The sequence below is a fragment of the Gardnerella sp. DNF01157 genome (assembly GCF_049244225.1).
Lineage (GTDB): Bacteria > Actinomycetota > Actinomycetes > Actinomycetales > Bifidobacteriaceae > Bifidobacterium > Bifidobacterium leopoldii.
This window is the reverse complement of record NZ_CP058388.1, coordinates 24,851-38,718: the sequence shown is the minus strand read 5'-3', so window position 1 is coordinate 38,718 and position 13,868 is coordinate 24,851. Positions and strand designations below refer to the sequence as shown.

The window sequence follows — 13,868 nt, the reverse complement described above, 5'->3', positions numbered from 1 at the left end:
CTTAATCATATAAACTTATAAAATCATCCAGTATTCTGCAAGCCTGCAGCAACACCAGAAACAGTGCAAAGAATAAGGTAGATGAACTCTGCCTGCTGGCTTTCGCTAAGCTCTTCTTTGTCTACCTTGTTGCGAAGCTTGTGCAATGCAAGCGACTGAATTACAGACAGCGCGTCAACATAAGGCGAGCGCACACGAATAGCCTGACCAAGCACGTGACGGTGCTGCAAAGGCCACTTGTCGTCAACAATTTGCAAAACCCACTTGCGAGTAAGCTGCATTTCTGAAAGTACTTTATCGCTCAAATCTTCACGATCTCCAAGGCTTAAGTACATGCGAGCAATACGCTCATCTGTCTTAGCCAAAGACATCTCGATATTGTCAATAAAAGTACTGAACAGCGGCCACTCTTCGTAAGCTCTGCGCAAAGTTTCCAAGTCACCAAACTTTTCGCAAGCCGTGCCCAAACCGTACCATGCTGCTAAGTTAATGCGAGCCTGAGCCCAGGAGAACACCCACGGGATTGTTCGCAAATCGTCCAACGACTTCGCACCCAAACCACGCTTGGCAGGACGAGAACCAATTGGGAGCAAGCCAATCTCGCTAAGCGGCGTAACCGTAGAGAACCATGGAGTAAAGTCATCCGTTTGCAGCAAATCAAGGAAGCGCTCATGAGCTGCAACATCAAGTTTTGCAGCCATATCTGCATACTTCTTCGTCATATCAGTGTTAGTTTTCTCAACACTTGGCGAAGACTGAAGCAAAGTTGCAGAAGCAACGGATTCAACGTGACGAATAGCAAGAATTGGATTGCCATATCGTGCGAAAATAACTTCGCCCTGCTCAGTAAGCTTGAAACGGCAGTTGACGGAACCAACTGGTTGAGCAAGCACTGCACGGTTTGCAGGACCGCCACCGCGACCAACAGCACCGCCGCGACCGTGGAACAGTGTCAAATCAATATCATGCTTCTTAGCCCATTGAGCAATTCGCTCCTGAGCGGAATGCAAAGCAAGCGTTGCGGAAGTAGGACCAGCATCCTTGGAAGAATCCGAATATCCAAGCATAACTTCCATCTTGCGGCCAGTAGCCTTAAGACGAGCTTGCACTTCAGGAATTTTAATAATCTCCTCAAGCACATTTACGGAATTCTGCAAATCTTCAAGCTGCTCAAACAGCGGAATGACGTCGATTGTTGGCGCATCCTGTGGGTGAGCGAAAGCAAGACGATTAAGCTCAAATACATCGCGCACATGCTGAGCAGATTTTGCGAAGGAAATAATGTAGCGTCGAGCAGCACGCATTCCGTTGCGCTTTTGAATTGCACCCAAAGCACGGAACGTATCGAGTACTTCACGAGTCATTGGCTGAAGCGGTCCGCGTTCGCCGTGCAATCCATGTTCGCGAATATCTTCCAAAGCACGAGAATGCACGAGAGAATGCTGACGGAATTCCATTTCAACCATGTGGAATCCAAAGGTTTGCGCCTGCCAAATCAAATCCTGCAAAGGACCATATGCAGCACGAGGATCTCCGCCTTCTGCCAAAGAGCGTTGCACAATTTGCAAATCCTCAATGAAATCTTCGCAAGAATGATACATCAAATCCGTATCGCGGCTAATAGTGCGATGCAAACGGTCAGCCATTACAAGCATTACAGCACGATGCGGCTCACTGTTAGAAACGTCTGAAGCGTTTTCTGTAAGCTGTTCGCTCATTTCGCGCTGACGATTCCACAACTCAAGTAACTCCACACTTGGAGGCGTTGTGCGCGTTTCCATAGTTAAGCATTTGCCAACTTCGCGAGTACGATTCTCCAAAGCCACAAGCACGTGATCGCTAAACTTTCGAGCGACTTGACGACTCACTTTAGCTGTCACATTAGGGTTGCCATCTCGATCTGAACCAATCCAGCTTCCTGGATGGAAGAATGCAGGGCAACGCGGAGGAACTAATCCAGCCTTCTTGCCAAGCAGCCAATCGTCAAATCGACGATACACGACTGGAATCGTGTCAAACAAAGTAGCGTCAAAAATGTCAAGAATAGTGTCAGCTTCTTCAACTGGAGTTGGCTTCTTCAAAGCAATCGGAGAAGTGCGAAGAAGCGCATCAATTTCGTTATAGAGACGACGATAATTTTCGCGCTTATCAGATCCGCCTAAACGATGATGTTCGCTTAATAATTGCGAAATTCTGCGAATTTTACCTGCAACGGCTTTACGACGAGCTTCGGTTGGGTGCGCAGTAAATACAGGATGGAACTCAAGCTTTGCGAGCAATTCTTTCGCTTCAGCAGGGCTCATTTCAGTGAGTAACTTGTGATAAGCACAAGTTAGTTCGTTAACTGGATCAACCGGCAACGAGTCTTCAACTTCACATTCACGCTGATGAAGTACAGAAACACGATAATTTTCCTCGCACAAATTTGCCAAGTGGAAATATGTTGCAAAAGCACGAGCTAAAAGCTGCGTATCGTGCAAATTCATTCCGTTGAGCTTGCTAACAGCTTTACTTAAGCCATCATCTGCAGTTACTTTTGCGTCTACCATTTGCGCAAAATGAGCTGCACTAGCTTCTACAGCATTCAAACGCACATCGTCGAATACTGCTAATAATTTTTCATCAAATTCGCCAAGAACATCGCGAAGAATATGCAAGCACAAATCCATGTCTTGCTTAAGTGATGCTGGAAGGTCACGCTCCTCTGGGCCTTTTCGCCCTAAACCAGACGTAACAATAGTTGCGTCTGCCGGAGTAACCTGCTGATTTTCTGTTGCCATCAGACCTCCTTACGCCAGACTAAGGTTGCTTGGTCGTCTGACTTCCGCGGCTCCTCCGCGGTTATGTAGGTCAGAAGTTGCAAGCCCACAGCCTTGTTTCCAGCGAGATACCAAGTTAATTGTGAAACTACCACCGGACGTAGTAAAGAATGCTGATTTATCAACAAAATATAACTCGGCAACGGGGTTGCGTATACTAAAAATTGTGAGTACAGCAGAGAATAATATCGAGAATAATGAATACGACAACAGCATCAACAACTGCGATTGCGATAAGCCTGAAATTCTTTCGACTGGTCATATAGTCGGAAAACCTTCTGGGCGTTTTCATACTCATGCTATTCCACTCGATATGGACGATGTTGAGCGAGATTGGGATAAGCCAGTTACGCAAGCAGGAATTGCTGCGAAATCGAGTATTATTATTCGCGTCGGTGCGCTCGGTTTAGGAGCAGGCACAGGAAGCTACCGAGTTCGCGAGCTTATGCACAGAATCGGCGAACCAATGGGTGTACATGTGCGCGCGGACGTGAATCTCACAGATATTGAAGCAACTTGTACTGATAAGCATGAGCGAATTACTGAAGTTGTAGATCTTCCAACCACAGGTGTTAACACTGAGCGTATTTGGCTTCTAGAACATTTTGCAGATTGGTTTAACGTCAAGCTTGGAAACGATTCTTTATATCACTCTAAAGCTGCTGTTTCTAAGGAATTAGTTGACACATTGCAAGCGAGCGACGACGAACATACCATTGTACAAACAGCTAAGCAGTCTGAAGAAAATGCTACTAAAATTGCAAAAAAGAAAGCGTTGCAAGAAGCTATAAAAAAAGAAAAACCACGCGGCATTTTTGCATTGCAGCCAGAAAGTGCTTACGCTGAACATTTTTCGCACGTAAACACATCCAACAGTAATGACGAGTCTAAAAATGATCATCCTCTTACAGTTAGGGAAGTACACGACCGTCTTGATTTGATTAAAAATAGGAAACCGCTATACAAACCGTGGTTTGCTGGTCTTGCTTCGGCAGTTGCTTGCGCATCCTTTGCGTTCTTGCTTGGCGGCGGTATTTACGACATGATTGGTGCTTTTATTGGTGCAGGAATCGGTCACTATATTCGTCGCAGAATGTTTATGAAGCATCTAAACCAGTTTGTAGTTACATTCGTAGCTGTTGCAATAGGTGCACTATCATGCATTGGGGCTTTACGTCTTATTGGCTGCTTTGACCCTAGCGCGCTTAATCATACAACTGCATATATTGGTTCAGTGTTGTTTGTTATTCCTGGATTCCCTCTTATTACAGGCGGCTTAGATATTGCAAAAATTGATTTCCCTTCAGGAATTCAACGACTGTGTTACACAATGGCGATTATTTTGATGGGAACTCTTGCAGGATGGACGGTTGCAAGCCTTGTACAGCTCAATCCTCAAGGCTTCCCTCCTCTCGGATTAAATCCTTGGCTTAACGCAGTTCTTCGACTTATTACAGCTTTTGCCGGAGTATGGGGCTTCTCAGTGCTGTTTAATTCTCCACAACGCATGTGCATAGTTGCTGGCATTATTGGCGCTATTACAGATACTCTTCGCTTAACTATGACAGATTTTGGAGTTGCTGCCGAAATTGCAGCTTTCAGCGGTGCTTTATTGGCAGGTTTGCTAGCTTCTGCTTGGAGAACTATCGTTCGTCACGGATTAGCGCCTCAATATTTGGGTTATCCACGAATAGGTCTTACGGTTCCATCTATCGTAATTATGGTTCCTGGACTTTATATGTATCGCGCAATGTTTTATCTTGGTCAATTCCACACGCTCCCGGCGTTAGACTGGACTTTCCGCGCTTTCATGGTAATTATTTGCTTACCTATTGGTCTTGCTGTAGCACGCGTTATTACAGATAAAAGCTGGCGTTACGACGTGTGATGTTCTAAGTTTCAGCCCGTTAATTTTTAACAAAAAGCCGCTTACAAGTTTTCTTGCGAGCGGCTTTATTTTTTATTACTTTACTTATTGAAATTTAATTAATACTTCATTCCCATAGCATCTCGCACTTGGGAAAGCGTTTCTTCTGCAATAGCATTTGCACGCTTATTGCCGTCATGCAAAATGTCTCGAACAGTATCCATGTCTTTTGCAAGTTCTGCACGACGCTCACGGTGAGGTGCTAAGAAATTATTTACATTTTCAATTACGTAAGCTTTCAATGCACCAGCACCAGCGTTGCCAATTTCTTCAGCAATCTCTTTAGGATCCCTGCCTGTAACTAAACCTGCGGTAGTAAGAAGCGCAGAAACTTGCGGACGAGTTACTGGATCAAAAGTAATCATCCTCTCAGAATCAGTTGGACTCTTCTTAATTAATTTGGCAGTTTCCTCGGCAGTAGCTCCGAGCATAATCGAATTACCGTAAGATTTGCTCATCTTTCGTCCGTCCAATCCTGGAATTTCAGGAGCATCAGACAAAATTGCTGCTGGCTCTGGGAACACTGGATTCTTTTTTGCGTATCTCTCATTAAAACGACGCGCGATCGTACGAGTAATTTCAACATGCGGCAAATTATCTTTACCGATCGGCACAACATTAGCTTTGCAGAACAAAATATCGCAAGCTTGGTGCACTGGGTACGTAAGGAGCAATCCGGTTAAAGCATGTCCAGATGATTCCATTTCCGACTTTACAGTAGGATTCCTGTGTAATTCTGCTTCTGTAACGAGCGAAAGGAAAGGCAACATAAGCTGATTTGCTGCAGGAACTGCGGAATGAGTAAATATCATTGTTTTTTCAGGATCAATTCCGGCAGCCATATAATCCAGCACTAAATTCAAAACATTATCTTCAATATGCTCAGTAGTGTCACGATCAGTAATTACTTGATAATCTGCAATAATAATATTAGTTTTTACTCCGCGCTGCTGCATTGCAACACGCTCACGAATAGATCCAAAATAATGTCCTAAATGCAAACGGCCAGTTGGGCGATCTCCAGTAAGCATAGTAAAAGACGAAGGGCTAGCTTTTAACTTTTCAAGCGTTGCATCTGAACGTTTACGCGCTGCAAGGAAGCTTGCGCTCATCTCATTACCAGCAGCTGTAACCTGTGCTTCTTCCGGCATTTTAGGCTCCTTAATTGTGCGTATTTTTACGCTGAAAATATGGCTTTTATGGTAAAAGTTTACACAGACAATATACTCGGTTGCGGTTAAGTGGTACGCTCTTGTGTGATGAACTGATTGTTACTTAATTTTTAGAGGGGGTCAGATGGGCCGCGGACGACAGAAGGCAAAGCAACAGAAAATTGCCCGTAAGCTCAAATACCTGACGACCGATACGGATTATGACGAGCTTGCTAAGGAACTTAATTCCAGCGAACCCGGACAAGGATCCTTCGATCCATTTGCGTCGAGCGAAAGCTATGAGGAAGATACATATCTTCCAGAAGAGAATGACACAGATCAAGAAAATGATGCCGTTGATGCTTCAAACGAAGATGATTTAGACGAGTATGCCAAGTGGGCTGCGGAAGCAGCTGCAAAAGCCGTTAGCAGCGAAAACTCTTCTACAAACTCGGGAGCGCACACGCCAGTGCATCATCATATCCCTATGCCAATTCCAAACTTCATACACAAACACGACAATTAAAAATTAAATTTTATTAAAATTATTTTATTTACGTATCCTGGGCATTCGAAATACTGTTTGCCCAGGATATTTGTAAATACATGCTGTAAATACGCAATTTAAGCTGCTTAAAGCCAACTTACAACGGCAAAATATCGCTTAAATCATCACGCTCGCCAATTGCACTTATGTTGCCAAAGTCCTGTTCCTGATGCCATTTAGTAACACCACTCGCTAATCGAAGCCATACTTTAGGCTCAAGTTCAATAACATCTGGCGGCGTGAGATTATGCGGATCCGAAGCTGGTCCTTCCAAAATTTTTACTGCACCAAAAGGCGCAACTCTTACTTCTACTGCACACCCAGGCACCTTATTTTCAAGAAGATATAGCGAATATCTAACTGCTAAAGCTTCGTCGCTTAAAGAGATATTTAAAATATTACTATTTATTTGCGTAGCTTCTACGCCATCGCCAAGTGCTTTAATAGCTGATTCGCGCCAGGATTGCCAAGCACATTGTCCTCGTTTTATATCTCGTTCAAGTATTACTGACATACTTTTTATTATCTTCTAAACAACCTACTTTCAGCAATATATTTGTATTAAGACGTTATATACAAATATTTAAAGGGGTTAGGTTGTGGTATTCTTGGGGTTATCGTGTGCATTCACATGCCTCTTGTAGTTATCTGCAAAGGTTATCTGCAAAATGGTGGTGGTTTAATCGTCTAAACACAAAGTTTTAGACTGCACACTTTTAGGAAATATATCAAACGGCACAAGGAGTCAAATATGACTAAACACGTCGCGCCGAAAGCCAAAACTACTGCGACGGCATTTGCCAAAGAACTTCAAGAGCACCTCAAGTACACCCAGGGTGTAACGCCAGAGCAGGCCACTACGGCAGATGTGTATGTTGCCGCTGCTACCGCAGTTCGTCGTCACTTGATGGACTCTTGGATGCAGACTCAGCATGACACGGTTAATGGCAACACCAAGGCTGTGGGCTATTTGAGCGCAGAGTTCTTGATGGGTAAGCAGCTTGAGAACGCTTTGTTGAACGCTGGTCTTACTGATCAATTCAATAAGGCTGTTACTAAGCTTGGCTTTGATCCAAAGGCTGTTATCGATGCTGAGTATGAACCAGGTTTAGGTAACGGCGGTTTGGGTCGTCTCGCAGCCTGCTTCATCGATTCACTCGCCTCTATTGGCGTTCCAGCATTTGGCTACGGCATCCAGTATCGTTACGGCATCTTCAAGCAGCGCTTTGATGAAGAAGGTAAGCAGGTTGAAACCCCTGATTACTGGCTTAGCAATGAAGAGCCATGGGGTCACATTGATTATGGTCGTGACCAGCGCGTCAACTTCGGTGGTGAAGTTGTAGAAGAAAACGGCAAGCGCGTTTGGAAGCCAGCTTGGTCTGTTCGTGCAGTACCAGTTGACTACATGGTTCCAGGTTATAATTCTGGTCGCGTAAACACTCTTCGTTTGTGGACTGCTAAGTCTTACGACGAGTTTGATTTGCTCACCTTCAACAAGTCCGAGTACTTGGACGCTGTTAAGCCACAGGTTGCAGCGGAAAACATTTCTAAGATTCTTTACCCAGAAGATTCCACTCCAGAAGGTAAGGCTTTGCGTCTTGAGCAGCAGTACTTCTTCGTAGCTGCTTCTATTCATGATGCTATCCGCGTATTCTACCCAGGTCAGGATAAGCCGGATCTCACCACCTTCCCAAGCAAGATTAACTTCCAGTTGAACGATACTCACCCAGTTATCGGCATTCCAGAGCTTATGCGCGTTCTTATGGACGAGTACGGCTACGATTGGAACACCGCTTGGGGTATCACCACCAAGACCTTCAACTACACTTGCCACACCTTGCTTCCAGAAGCTTTGGAAGTTTGGCCAGCCAAGCTTATCGGCGAACTTTTGCCACGCCACCTTGAGATCATTCAGGGCATTAGCGAGCAGTTCCGCAACGAGCTTCGCGGTAAGGGCGTTGCTGAGGATCAGGTTGAGCGCATGCGCATCGCTACCGACGCTGACGAAAATGGCGAAGGTGCTGTAGTTCGCATGGCTTACTTGGCTACCTACGGCGGTTCTTACGTTAACGGTGTTGCTGAGCTTCACTCTGAGTTGTTGAAGGATGTCACTTTGAAGGACTTCTCCAGCGTTTACCCAGATAAGTTCAAGAACGTTACTAACGGCGTAACTCCTCGTCGCTTCGTGCGCTTGAGCAACCCACGCATGTCTGCTCTTATCACTGAGGGCTTGGGCACCGACGCATGGCAGGGTGATTTGGAGCTTCTTGAAGGTTTGAAGCCATTGGCTGACGACAAGGCATTCGTTAAGAAGTTTGCCGAAGTTAAGAAGCAGAACAAGCTTGCCTTCGTTGATTTCGCAAAGCAGAAGTATGGCTTTGAAATCAACCCAGACACTATGTTTAACACCATTGTTAAGCGTTTGCACGAGTACAAGCGCCAGTCCATGAAGATCCTCCAGGTTATCTCCACATACGCTGGAATCAAGAATGGCACAATCGACGTTGACAAGATGCTTCCACGCACCGTGTTCTTCGGCGCTAAGTCCGCTCCAGGCTATGCTATGGCAAAGCTTACGATTCAGCTCATTAACAATGTTGCTCGCGTTGTAAACAACGATCCAGCATGCAAGGGCAAGCTTGCAGTGTTCTTCCCAGAGAACTACAACATTGAACTTGCTATGAACTTGATTCCTGCCACCGATTTGGATGAGCAGATTTCTCAGGCTGGTAAGGAAGCTTCCGGTACCGGTAACATGAAGTTCGCTTTGAACGGTGCTTTGACTGTTGGTACTCTCGATGGTGCAAACGTTGAGATTCGTGAGCGCGTTGGCGCTGAGAACTTCTTCCTCTTCGGCATGACCGTTGACGAGGTTGAGAAGCTCTACGCTGAAGGCTATGATCACGGCGGCTCCCGTAAGTACTATGAGTCTGATCCTCGCTTGAAGACTGCTGTGGATATGGTTGCTGACGGCACCTTCTCCAACGGCGACAAGAGCGTGTATGAGCCACTCGTTAACGATTGGCTTACCCATGATTACTTCATGGCAATGGCTGACTTCAGCTCTTACATGGATATTCAGGCTCAGATTGAGGAAACTTACCGCGATCCAATGAAGTGGGCTCGCATGGCAGTCTTGAATGTAGCCAACTCTGGTTACTTCTCTTCTGACCGCTCTATCGAAGATTACCTCGATCGCATTTGGCACACTGGTGCTCTTCCAACACCTGTTGCTGAGTAATTAAGTATTCTCTAATAGCAATACATAATAACGCCTGCGTGAGTTTTGTACTTCCGCAGGCGTTATTGTTTCTAAACTCACTACTGCTTTTCGTAGTGTTATTTATTTCGTAGTGTTATTTATTTGCATAGTTACGTTATTTATGCATATATTTTTATTTTTAATCTTTTGAAGAAATTGTAAATATTGTTATTTTATTTTGCATGCACCTACCATTTGACACTAATAACTCCTAGAATAGCAATGTATTTTCAACAATATTCGCATGCCTTTAGTTGCGTGCTTTATTAAAGAAGGTTTTATGAAGAAGAAGAGTATACGCTTATCGTATTCATACATAATTACAGCAGTTATATGCGCTCTCGCGCTTTTGTTTAGTTTTGCAGCAAACAGCTTTGCTTTAACTTCTCGCGCAACTGCGCAGTCAACGCAACAGTCACAAAATAATAAACAAACGAATACCCCCCCCCCTGAAACAAACTGATAGAAGCACAACTCAAACAAATAACACTGAACTACAATCTCTTAAACCATTAGACGAAAATATTTACGGCAAAGTTGACGTAAGTAAATGGACTGTTACAGTAAATGGCACAAGCGCGACCATTGAATCTTACAATGGCGATAAAAAGCATGTAGTTGTTCCAACGCTTGCAGATCTTAAAGATGATACAACTAATGGAAGCAAGTACAAAGGTGTTACTAGCTTAAGCATTGCAGAGAACACTTTATCTGGATTAATTGATAAAAATCAAACTGACACTACAAATAACACTAAAACTATTGCTATTTCTCATAATGGCAATCCTGTTAATATGCCTGACACTAACTTAAGTTATTTGTTTGCAAGCACAAAGCTTACACATATTGATCTTGCTAATTTACATACAGGTAGAATTACTGGTTTACATAGAACATTCTTTGACAATGGGGAACTTCAAACTATAAAAGGCATAGAGAATTGGGATGTAAGTACTGTTACTAGTTTAGAAGAACTATTTTCTCAATGCTATGTTTTGGTAGATCTTCCTAACTTATCTAGCTGGAATACTTCTAAAGTAACGAACATGGATTATGTATTCAACGGATTAAAAATAGTGCCAGATAAAGATTTTGGATTCTTGAGCAAATGGAAAACCGACAATGTCACAACAATGGACAGCATGCTTGCACAATGCTATGAGTTGAGATCAGTAGAACCATTGAAGAATTGGAACACTGCTAAAGTAACGATTATGAAAGATATGTTCTATGCTGCAGACATAAGAGATTTATCTCCACTTGCTAACTGGAATGTTAAAAACGTTACTAATATGCAACAGATGTTTATTTCTAACTATAATCTCGAAGACTTCTCTGGTTTAGGTAAGTGGCAGCTTAATCACGATGTCAATATGAACAGAATGTTTTCAAAACTTACCGGTACATTAATAGCTAAAGATTGGAAGTCTGTTACAAGTTATAAGAATAGTCCACTGTTTATTAAAATTATCAATAATATGGCACAAGGAGAAGAACAAGGGCCTTATAACAGATCAGGAATCGGCGCAATTTTCATAACTGATGGACCCTTTGTTAAGGAAATAAAAAATATAAGTGGATTCCACCATTGTGTGCGCCTCTATCATTCTCGCAAAGATTATGACGATAAAAAAGCTCCTTTTGCAACTATCAAAATGCCAGTAGTCTACTACAGCACAAGCATTGATGCTTCAAATAAAGATGCACAACGAAACGTTGTTCTTGCGGAAGCTCAGAAAAAAGTCAATAACTGGATAAAAGAAAAAGAAAAGAAAGATAATAAAAAATACGTAATTACAGATACCATTTTCGACAAGTTCAAAAACAGCTACAATGACGCTCATTTAACAGCTAACGCATCATTTGTTATTGAAGAAGTAAAATACAAAAAAACTATTACGCAAACTATAACAGTTCACGATCAGCCGGGCGAGCCAGAATATACTATTATTCGCAAAAGAGAGATTCATCGTACTCTTAAAACTGATAGCAAAGGCAATAAAGTGTTAAGCCCTTGGTCTAAAGCTGTTTTTGAGAAGTTTACACTTCCTCAAATTAAGGGATATAGTGTTATGCCAGTAGAAAAAGCTTCTACTACTGTCAATATTAAAGATGATGTTTATTATGTTCAATACAATAAGCAAACAACCACCGATACCGGCACGCAAACTGATACACCGGAAACAACCGACACTGGCACTGGCACTGGCACAGATACAGTGACAGATACGCCAGAAACCACTGATACTGGAACACAAACAGATCCAGAACCACAAAAGCCTGCAAATCCAGATCACTCAAATGTTCCAGACAAGCCGAATATTATTTACGTTCAAACTATGCCAAATAATGCCGGCACACAAAATCAAAAAGATCAACAAAATAACGATACTTCGCCTGCTTGCAATTGTGATTGTTCCGCTAAAAATATCGGTAATAACGAAAATAAAAGAAACAACCAGTCTGCAAATAGCACTTCTAACGCATCGCACACTGAACAAAATAATGCGTCAAAAAATCTATTAGCAGCAACAGGTTCTGCAACGCAATATGCAGCATTACTGTCGTTGTTCATTGCAACCTCCGTTGGATCGTTCTCCTTGGGCAAACTGCGTTTCAAAAAGCGCAAGCATGCAATTAAGTAATACTGCTGCGTAAATTACATAAAAGGCGGAGGCTGTTAATCAGTTTCCGCCTTTTTGTGTAGATTTTAGTTAAATTGCATGTAAGGCAAACGCTTTTGTTTGCAACAATTCTTTAGTAATTACAAATAAAGGCGACTACGAATATACGCAATCGCCTTTATTTTGGACTGTATAAAGCAAATGTCACTTATGCCTCAGCGGCAGGAGTATCGTTAGCTTCTTTCTCTTCTTTTTCTAACCCTAGGTCAATTGGCGAAGAACTGTTCTCCCATGGTTCCTCCCAAGGGTCATAATCAGGATTATGCTGCTTGTACACATACAACGCAGCAATACCTGCGAGCAGTGCTCCGAAGAGCAGTGCAAAGAACTTCCAACCGCCAGAGGATCTGTTCTCCATGATGGCTCCTTTCCGGTTAAGCTGACCTGCTCGTCCAAGTCAACAATCTATACCGCTTTTTGTCGCGTAATAACTATCATAGTTGCTTTTCTTCAGAGTTGCATCTTTTTTAAATAATGTTATTGATTAAATTTGTGAAGTAAAACCGATATCATAAGCATATGCACAACTTTGATATTAAAAATATTTTAAATAATATAAGACTTCGTTTTAACACAACCACAGCCATTTTAGTATATTCATGCATTTTTATTTGGATATTGGAAATGGTACTAAACTTTGCATATCCAAATTATTATTCGACTCTAATAAGCTATACTGCGTTTCTTCCAATTACTGCGTTACAAACACCTTGGACTTGGTTCACATCAATGTTTGTTCACGCACCAAATTTAACCCATATTTTCTTCAATATGCTATGTCTTTGGTCGCTCGGAGTTGAATTAGAACGATTCTTCGGTAAATGGAAGTTTTTTGGATTGTATTTAATATCCGGCTTTGGCGGAAGCGTAGCTGATATCGTATGGTGCAAACTCACTAATAATTGGTTCGTTGCTTCATACGGTGCTTCGGGAGCTATTATGGGGCTTATAGGTGCACTTCTCGTAGCACAATGGCGACTAGGAGAAAACATGCGAGGAACAATTATTTGGATTGCTATTACTCTCGCTATGCCAATTATTGTACCTAATATCGCTTGGCAATCACACGTTGGAGGCTTAATTTCAGGTACTGCAATTGCAGCATTGCTCGGAGTACAAAATCCGCTACTTAAAAAAGCTTCGTTTAATACGCGTTTCTTAGTATATTTTGTATCACTATTTGCTATTCTCACTGCTTGTGCAATGTTTTGTTTGAAGGCATGATTTATTAAATTACACACGTGTAGTTTTCCACCAATGTGCACAGGATTGTGTATAAGTTGTGCCTAAATTGGTGACAACTATATAAGTTATCCACATAGTTAATCACAAACGTTGATAACTTGCCTTTTGTGAACCTGTGCACAAGTGTATAAGAGTTATCCACAATTTAAGTTTTTTGTGGACTAAACTATCGACTACATAATTTTAAAATTTACTTGCTCTAAAATTTTCTACACCTCCATAAGGAATGAGAT

9 protein-coding genes are annotated in these 13,868 nt (G+C 42.5%); 5 read left to right on the top strand and 4 right to left on the bottom strand.

Going from position 1 to position 13,868, the window contains the following annotated elements; translation table 11 throughout:
• Positions 1-23: 23 nt before the first annotated feature.
• Positions 24-2,780 carry a phosphoenolpyruvate carboxylase gene (locus HXT38_RS00145; protein WP_004119754.1) on the bottom strand — a complete coding sequence of 919 codons (2,757 nt, stop codon included), beginning with the start codon at positions 2,778-2,780 and terminating at the stop codon, positions 24-26.
• Positions 2,781-2,985: 205 nt separating this feature from the next.
• Between HXT38_RS00145 and HXT38_RS00140 the strand changes: the two genes are divergently transcribed.
• Positions 2,986-4,707 (top strand): threonine/serine ThrE exporter family protein, encoded by a 1,722-nt coding sequence (locus HXT38_RS00140; RefSeq protein WP_421789070.1) that lies wholly within the window; start codon positions 2,986-2,988, stop codon positions 4,705-4,707.
• Positions 4,708-4,805: 98 nt separating this feature from the next.
• On the opposite strand, the gene trpS is transcribed toward HXT38_RS00140, so the two are convergent.
• Complete coding sequence (trpS, locus tag HXT38_RS00135; RefSeq protein ID WP_004106132.1) at positions 4,806-5,897, bottom strand: tryptophan--tRNA ligase; 1,092 nt, start codon at positions 5,895-5,897, stop codon at positions 4,806-4,808.
• Positions 5,898-6,042: 145 nt separating this feature from the next.
• Between trpS and HXT38_RS00130 the strand changes: the two genes are divergently transcribed.
• Positions 6,043-6,423 (top strand): DUF3073 domain-containing protein, encoded by a 381-nt coding sequence (locus HXT38_RS00130; protein WP_004106131.1) that lies wholly within the window; start codon positions 6,043-6,045, stop codon positions 6,421-6,423.
• Positions 6,424-6,541: 118 nt separating this feature from the next.
• Here HXT38_RS00130 and HXT38_RS00125 read toward each other — a convergent pair whose 3' ends face one another.
• On the bottom strand, positions 6,542-6,958 hold the full coding sequence (locus HXT38_RS00125) for a sterol carrier family protein (protein ID WP_004106130.1): 417 nt from the start codon (positions 6,956-6,958) through the stop codon (positions 6,542-6,544).
• Between the two features lie 237 nt (positions 6,959-7,195).
• Here HXT38_RS00125 and HXT38_RS00120 point away from each other — a divergent pair, with 237 nt between their 5' ends.
• Together HXT38_RS00120 and HXT38_RS00115 are read left to right on the top strand one after the other, a co-directional pair.
• Entirely contained in the window at positions 7,196-9,685 is a 2,490-nt protein-coding gene (locus tag HXT38_RS00120; protein ID WP_112928830.1) for a glycogen/starch/alpha-glucan phosphorylase, read from the top strand.
• An 815-nt stretch (positions 9,686-10,500) separates the two neighbouring features.
• Positions 10,501-12,351 carry a BspA family leucine-rich repeat surface protein gene (locus tag HXT38_RS00115; RefSeq protein ID WP_421791827.1) on the top strand — a complete coding sequence of 617 codons (1,851 nt, stop codon included), beginning with the start codon at positions 10,501-10,503 and terminating at the stop codon, positions 12,349-12,351.
• Between the two features lie 187 nt (positions 12,352-12,538).
• Here the strand turns inward: HXT38_RS00115 and HXT38_RS00110 are convergent, their stop codons facing one another.
• A complete protein-coding gene (locus HXT38_RS00110) occupies positions 12,539-12,748 on the bottom strand; it encodes a hypothetical protein (protein ID WP_004106126.1) in 210 nt (69 codons plus the stop codon).
• Between the two features lie 161 nt (positions 12,749-12,909).
• Here HXT38_RS00110 and HXT38_RS00105 point away from each other — a divergent pair, with 161 nt between their 5' ends.
• The gene (locus HXT38_RS00105; RefSeq protein WP_004106124.1) at positions 12,910-13,614 is read left to right on the top strand and encodes a rhomboid family intramembrane serine protease; all 705 of its coding nucleotides are present in this window, start codon (positions 12,910-12,912) and stop codon (positions 13,612-13,614) included.
• The last annotated feature ends 254 nt before the right edge of the window (positions 13,615-13,868 follow it).

Coding starts and splice junctions, on each gene's coding strand:
- HXT38_RS00145 (WP_004119754.1), bottom strand. CDS start 2,780: ATGGCAACAGAAAATCAGCAGGTTACTCCGGCAGACGCAACTATTGTT.
- trpS (WP_004106132.1), bottom strand. CDS start 5,897: ATGCCGGAAGAAGCACAGGTTACAGCTGCTGGTAATGAGATGAGCGCA.
- HXT38_RS00130 (WP_004106131.1), top strand. CDS start 6,043: ATGGGCCGCGGACGACAGAAGGCAAAGCAACAGAAAATTGCCCGTAAG.
- HXT38_RS00125 (WP_004106130.1), bottom strand. CDS start 6,958: ATGTCAGTAATACTTGAACGAGATATAAAACGAGGACAATGTGCTTGG.
- HXT38_RS00120 (WP_112928830.1), top strand. CDS start 7,196: ATGACTAAACACGTCGCGCCGAAAGCCAAAACTACTGCGACGGCATTT.
- HXT38_RS00115 (WP_421791827.1), top strand. CDS start 10,501: ATGCCTGACACTAACTTAAGTTATTTGTTTGCAAGCACAAAGCTTACA.
- HXT38_RS00110 (WP_004106126.1), bottom strand. CDS start 12,748: ATGGAGAACAGATCCTCTGGCGGTTGGAAGTTCTTTGCACTGCTCTTC.
- HXT38_RS00105 (WP_004106124.1), top strand. CDS start 12,910: ATGCACAACTTTGATATTAAAAATATTTTAAATAATATAAGACTTCGT.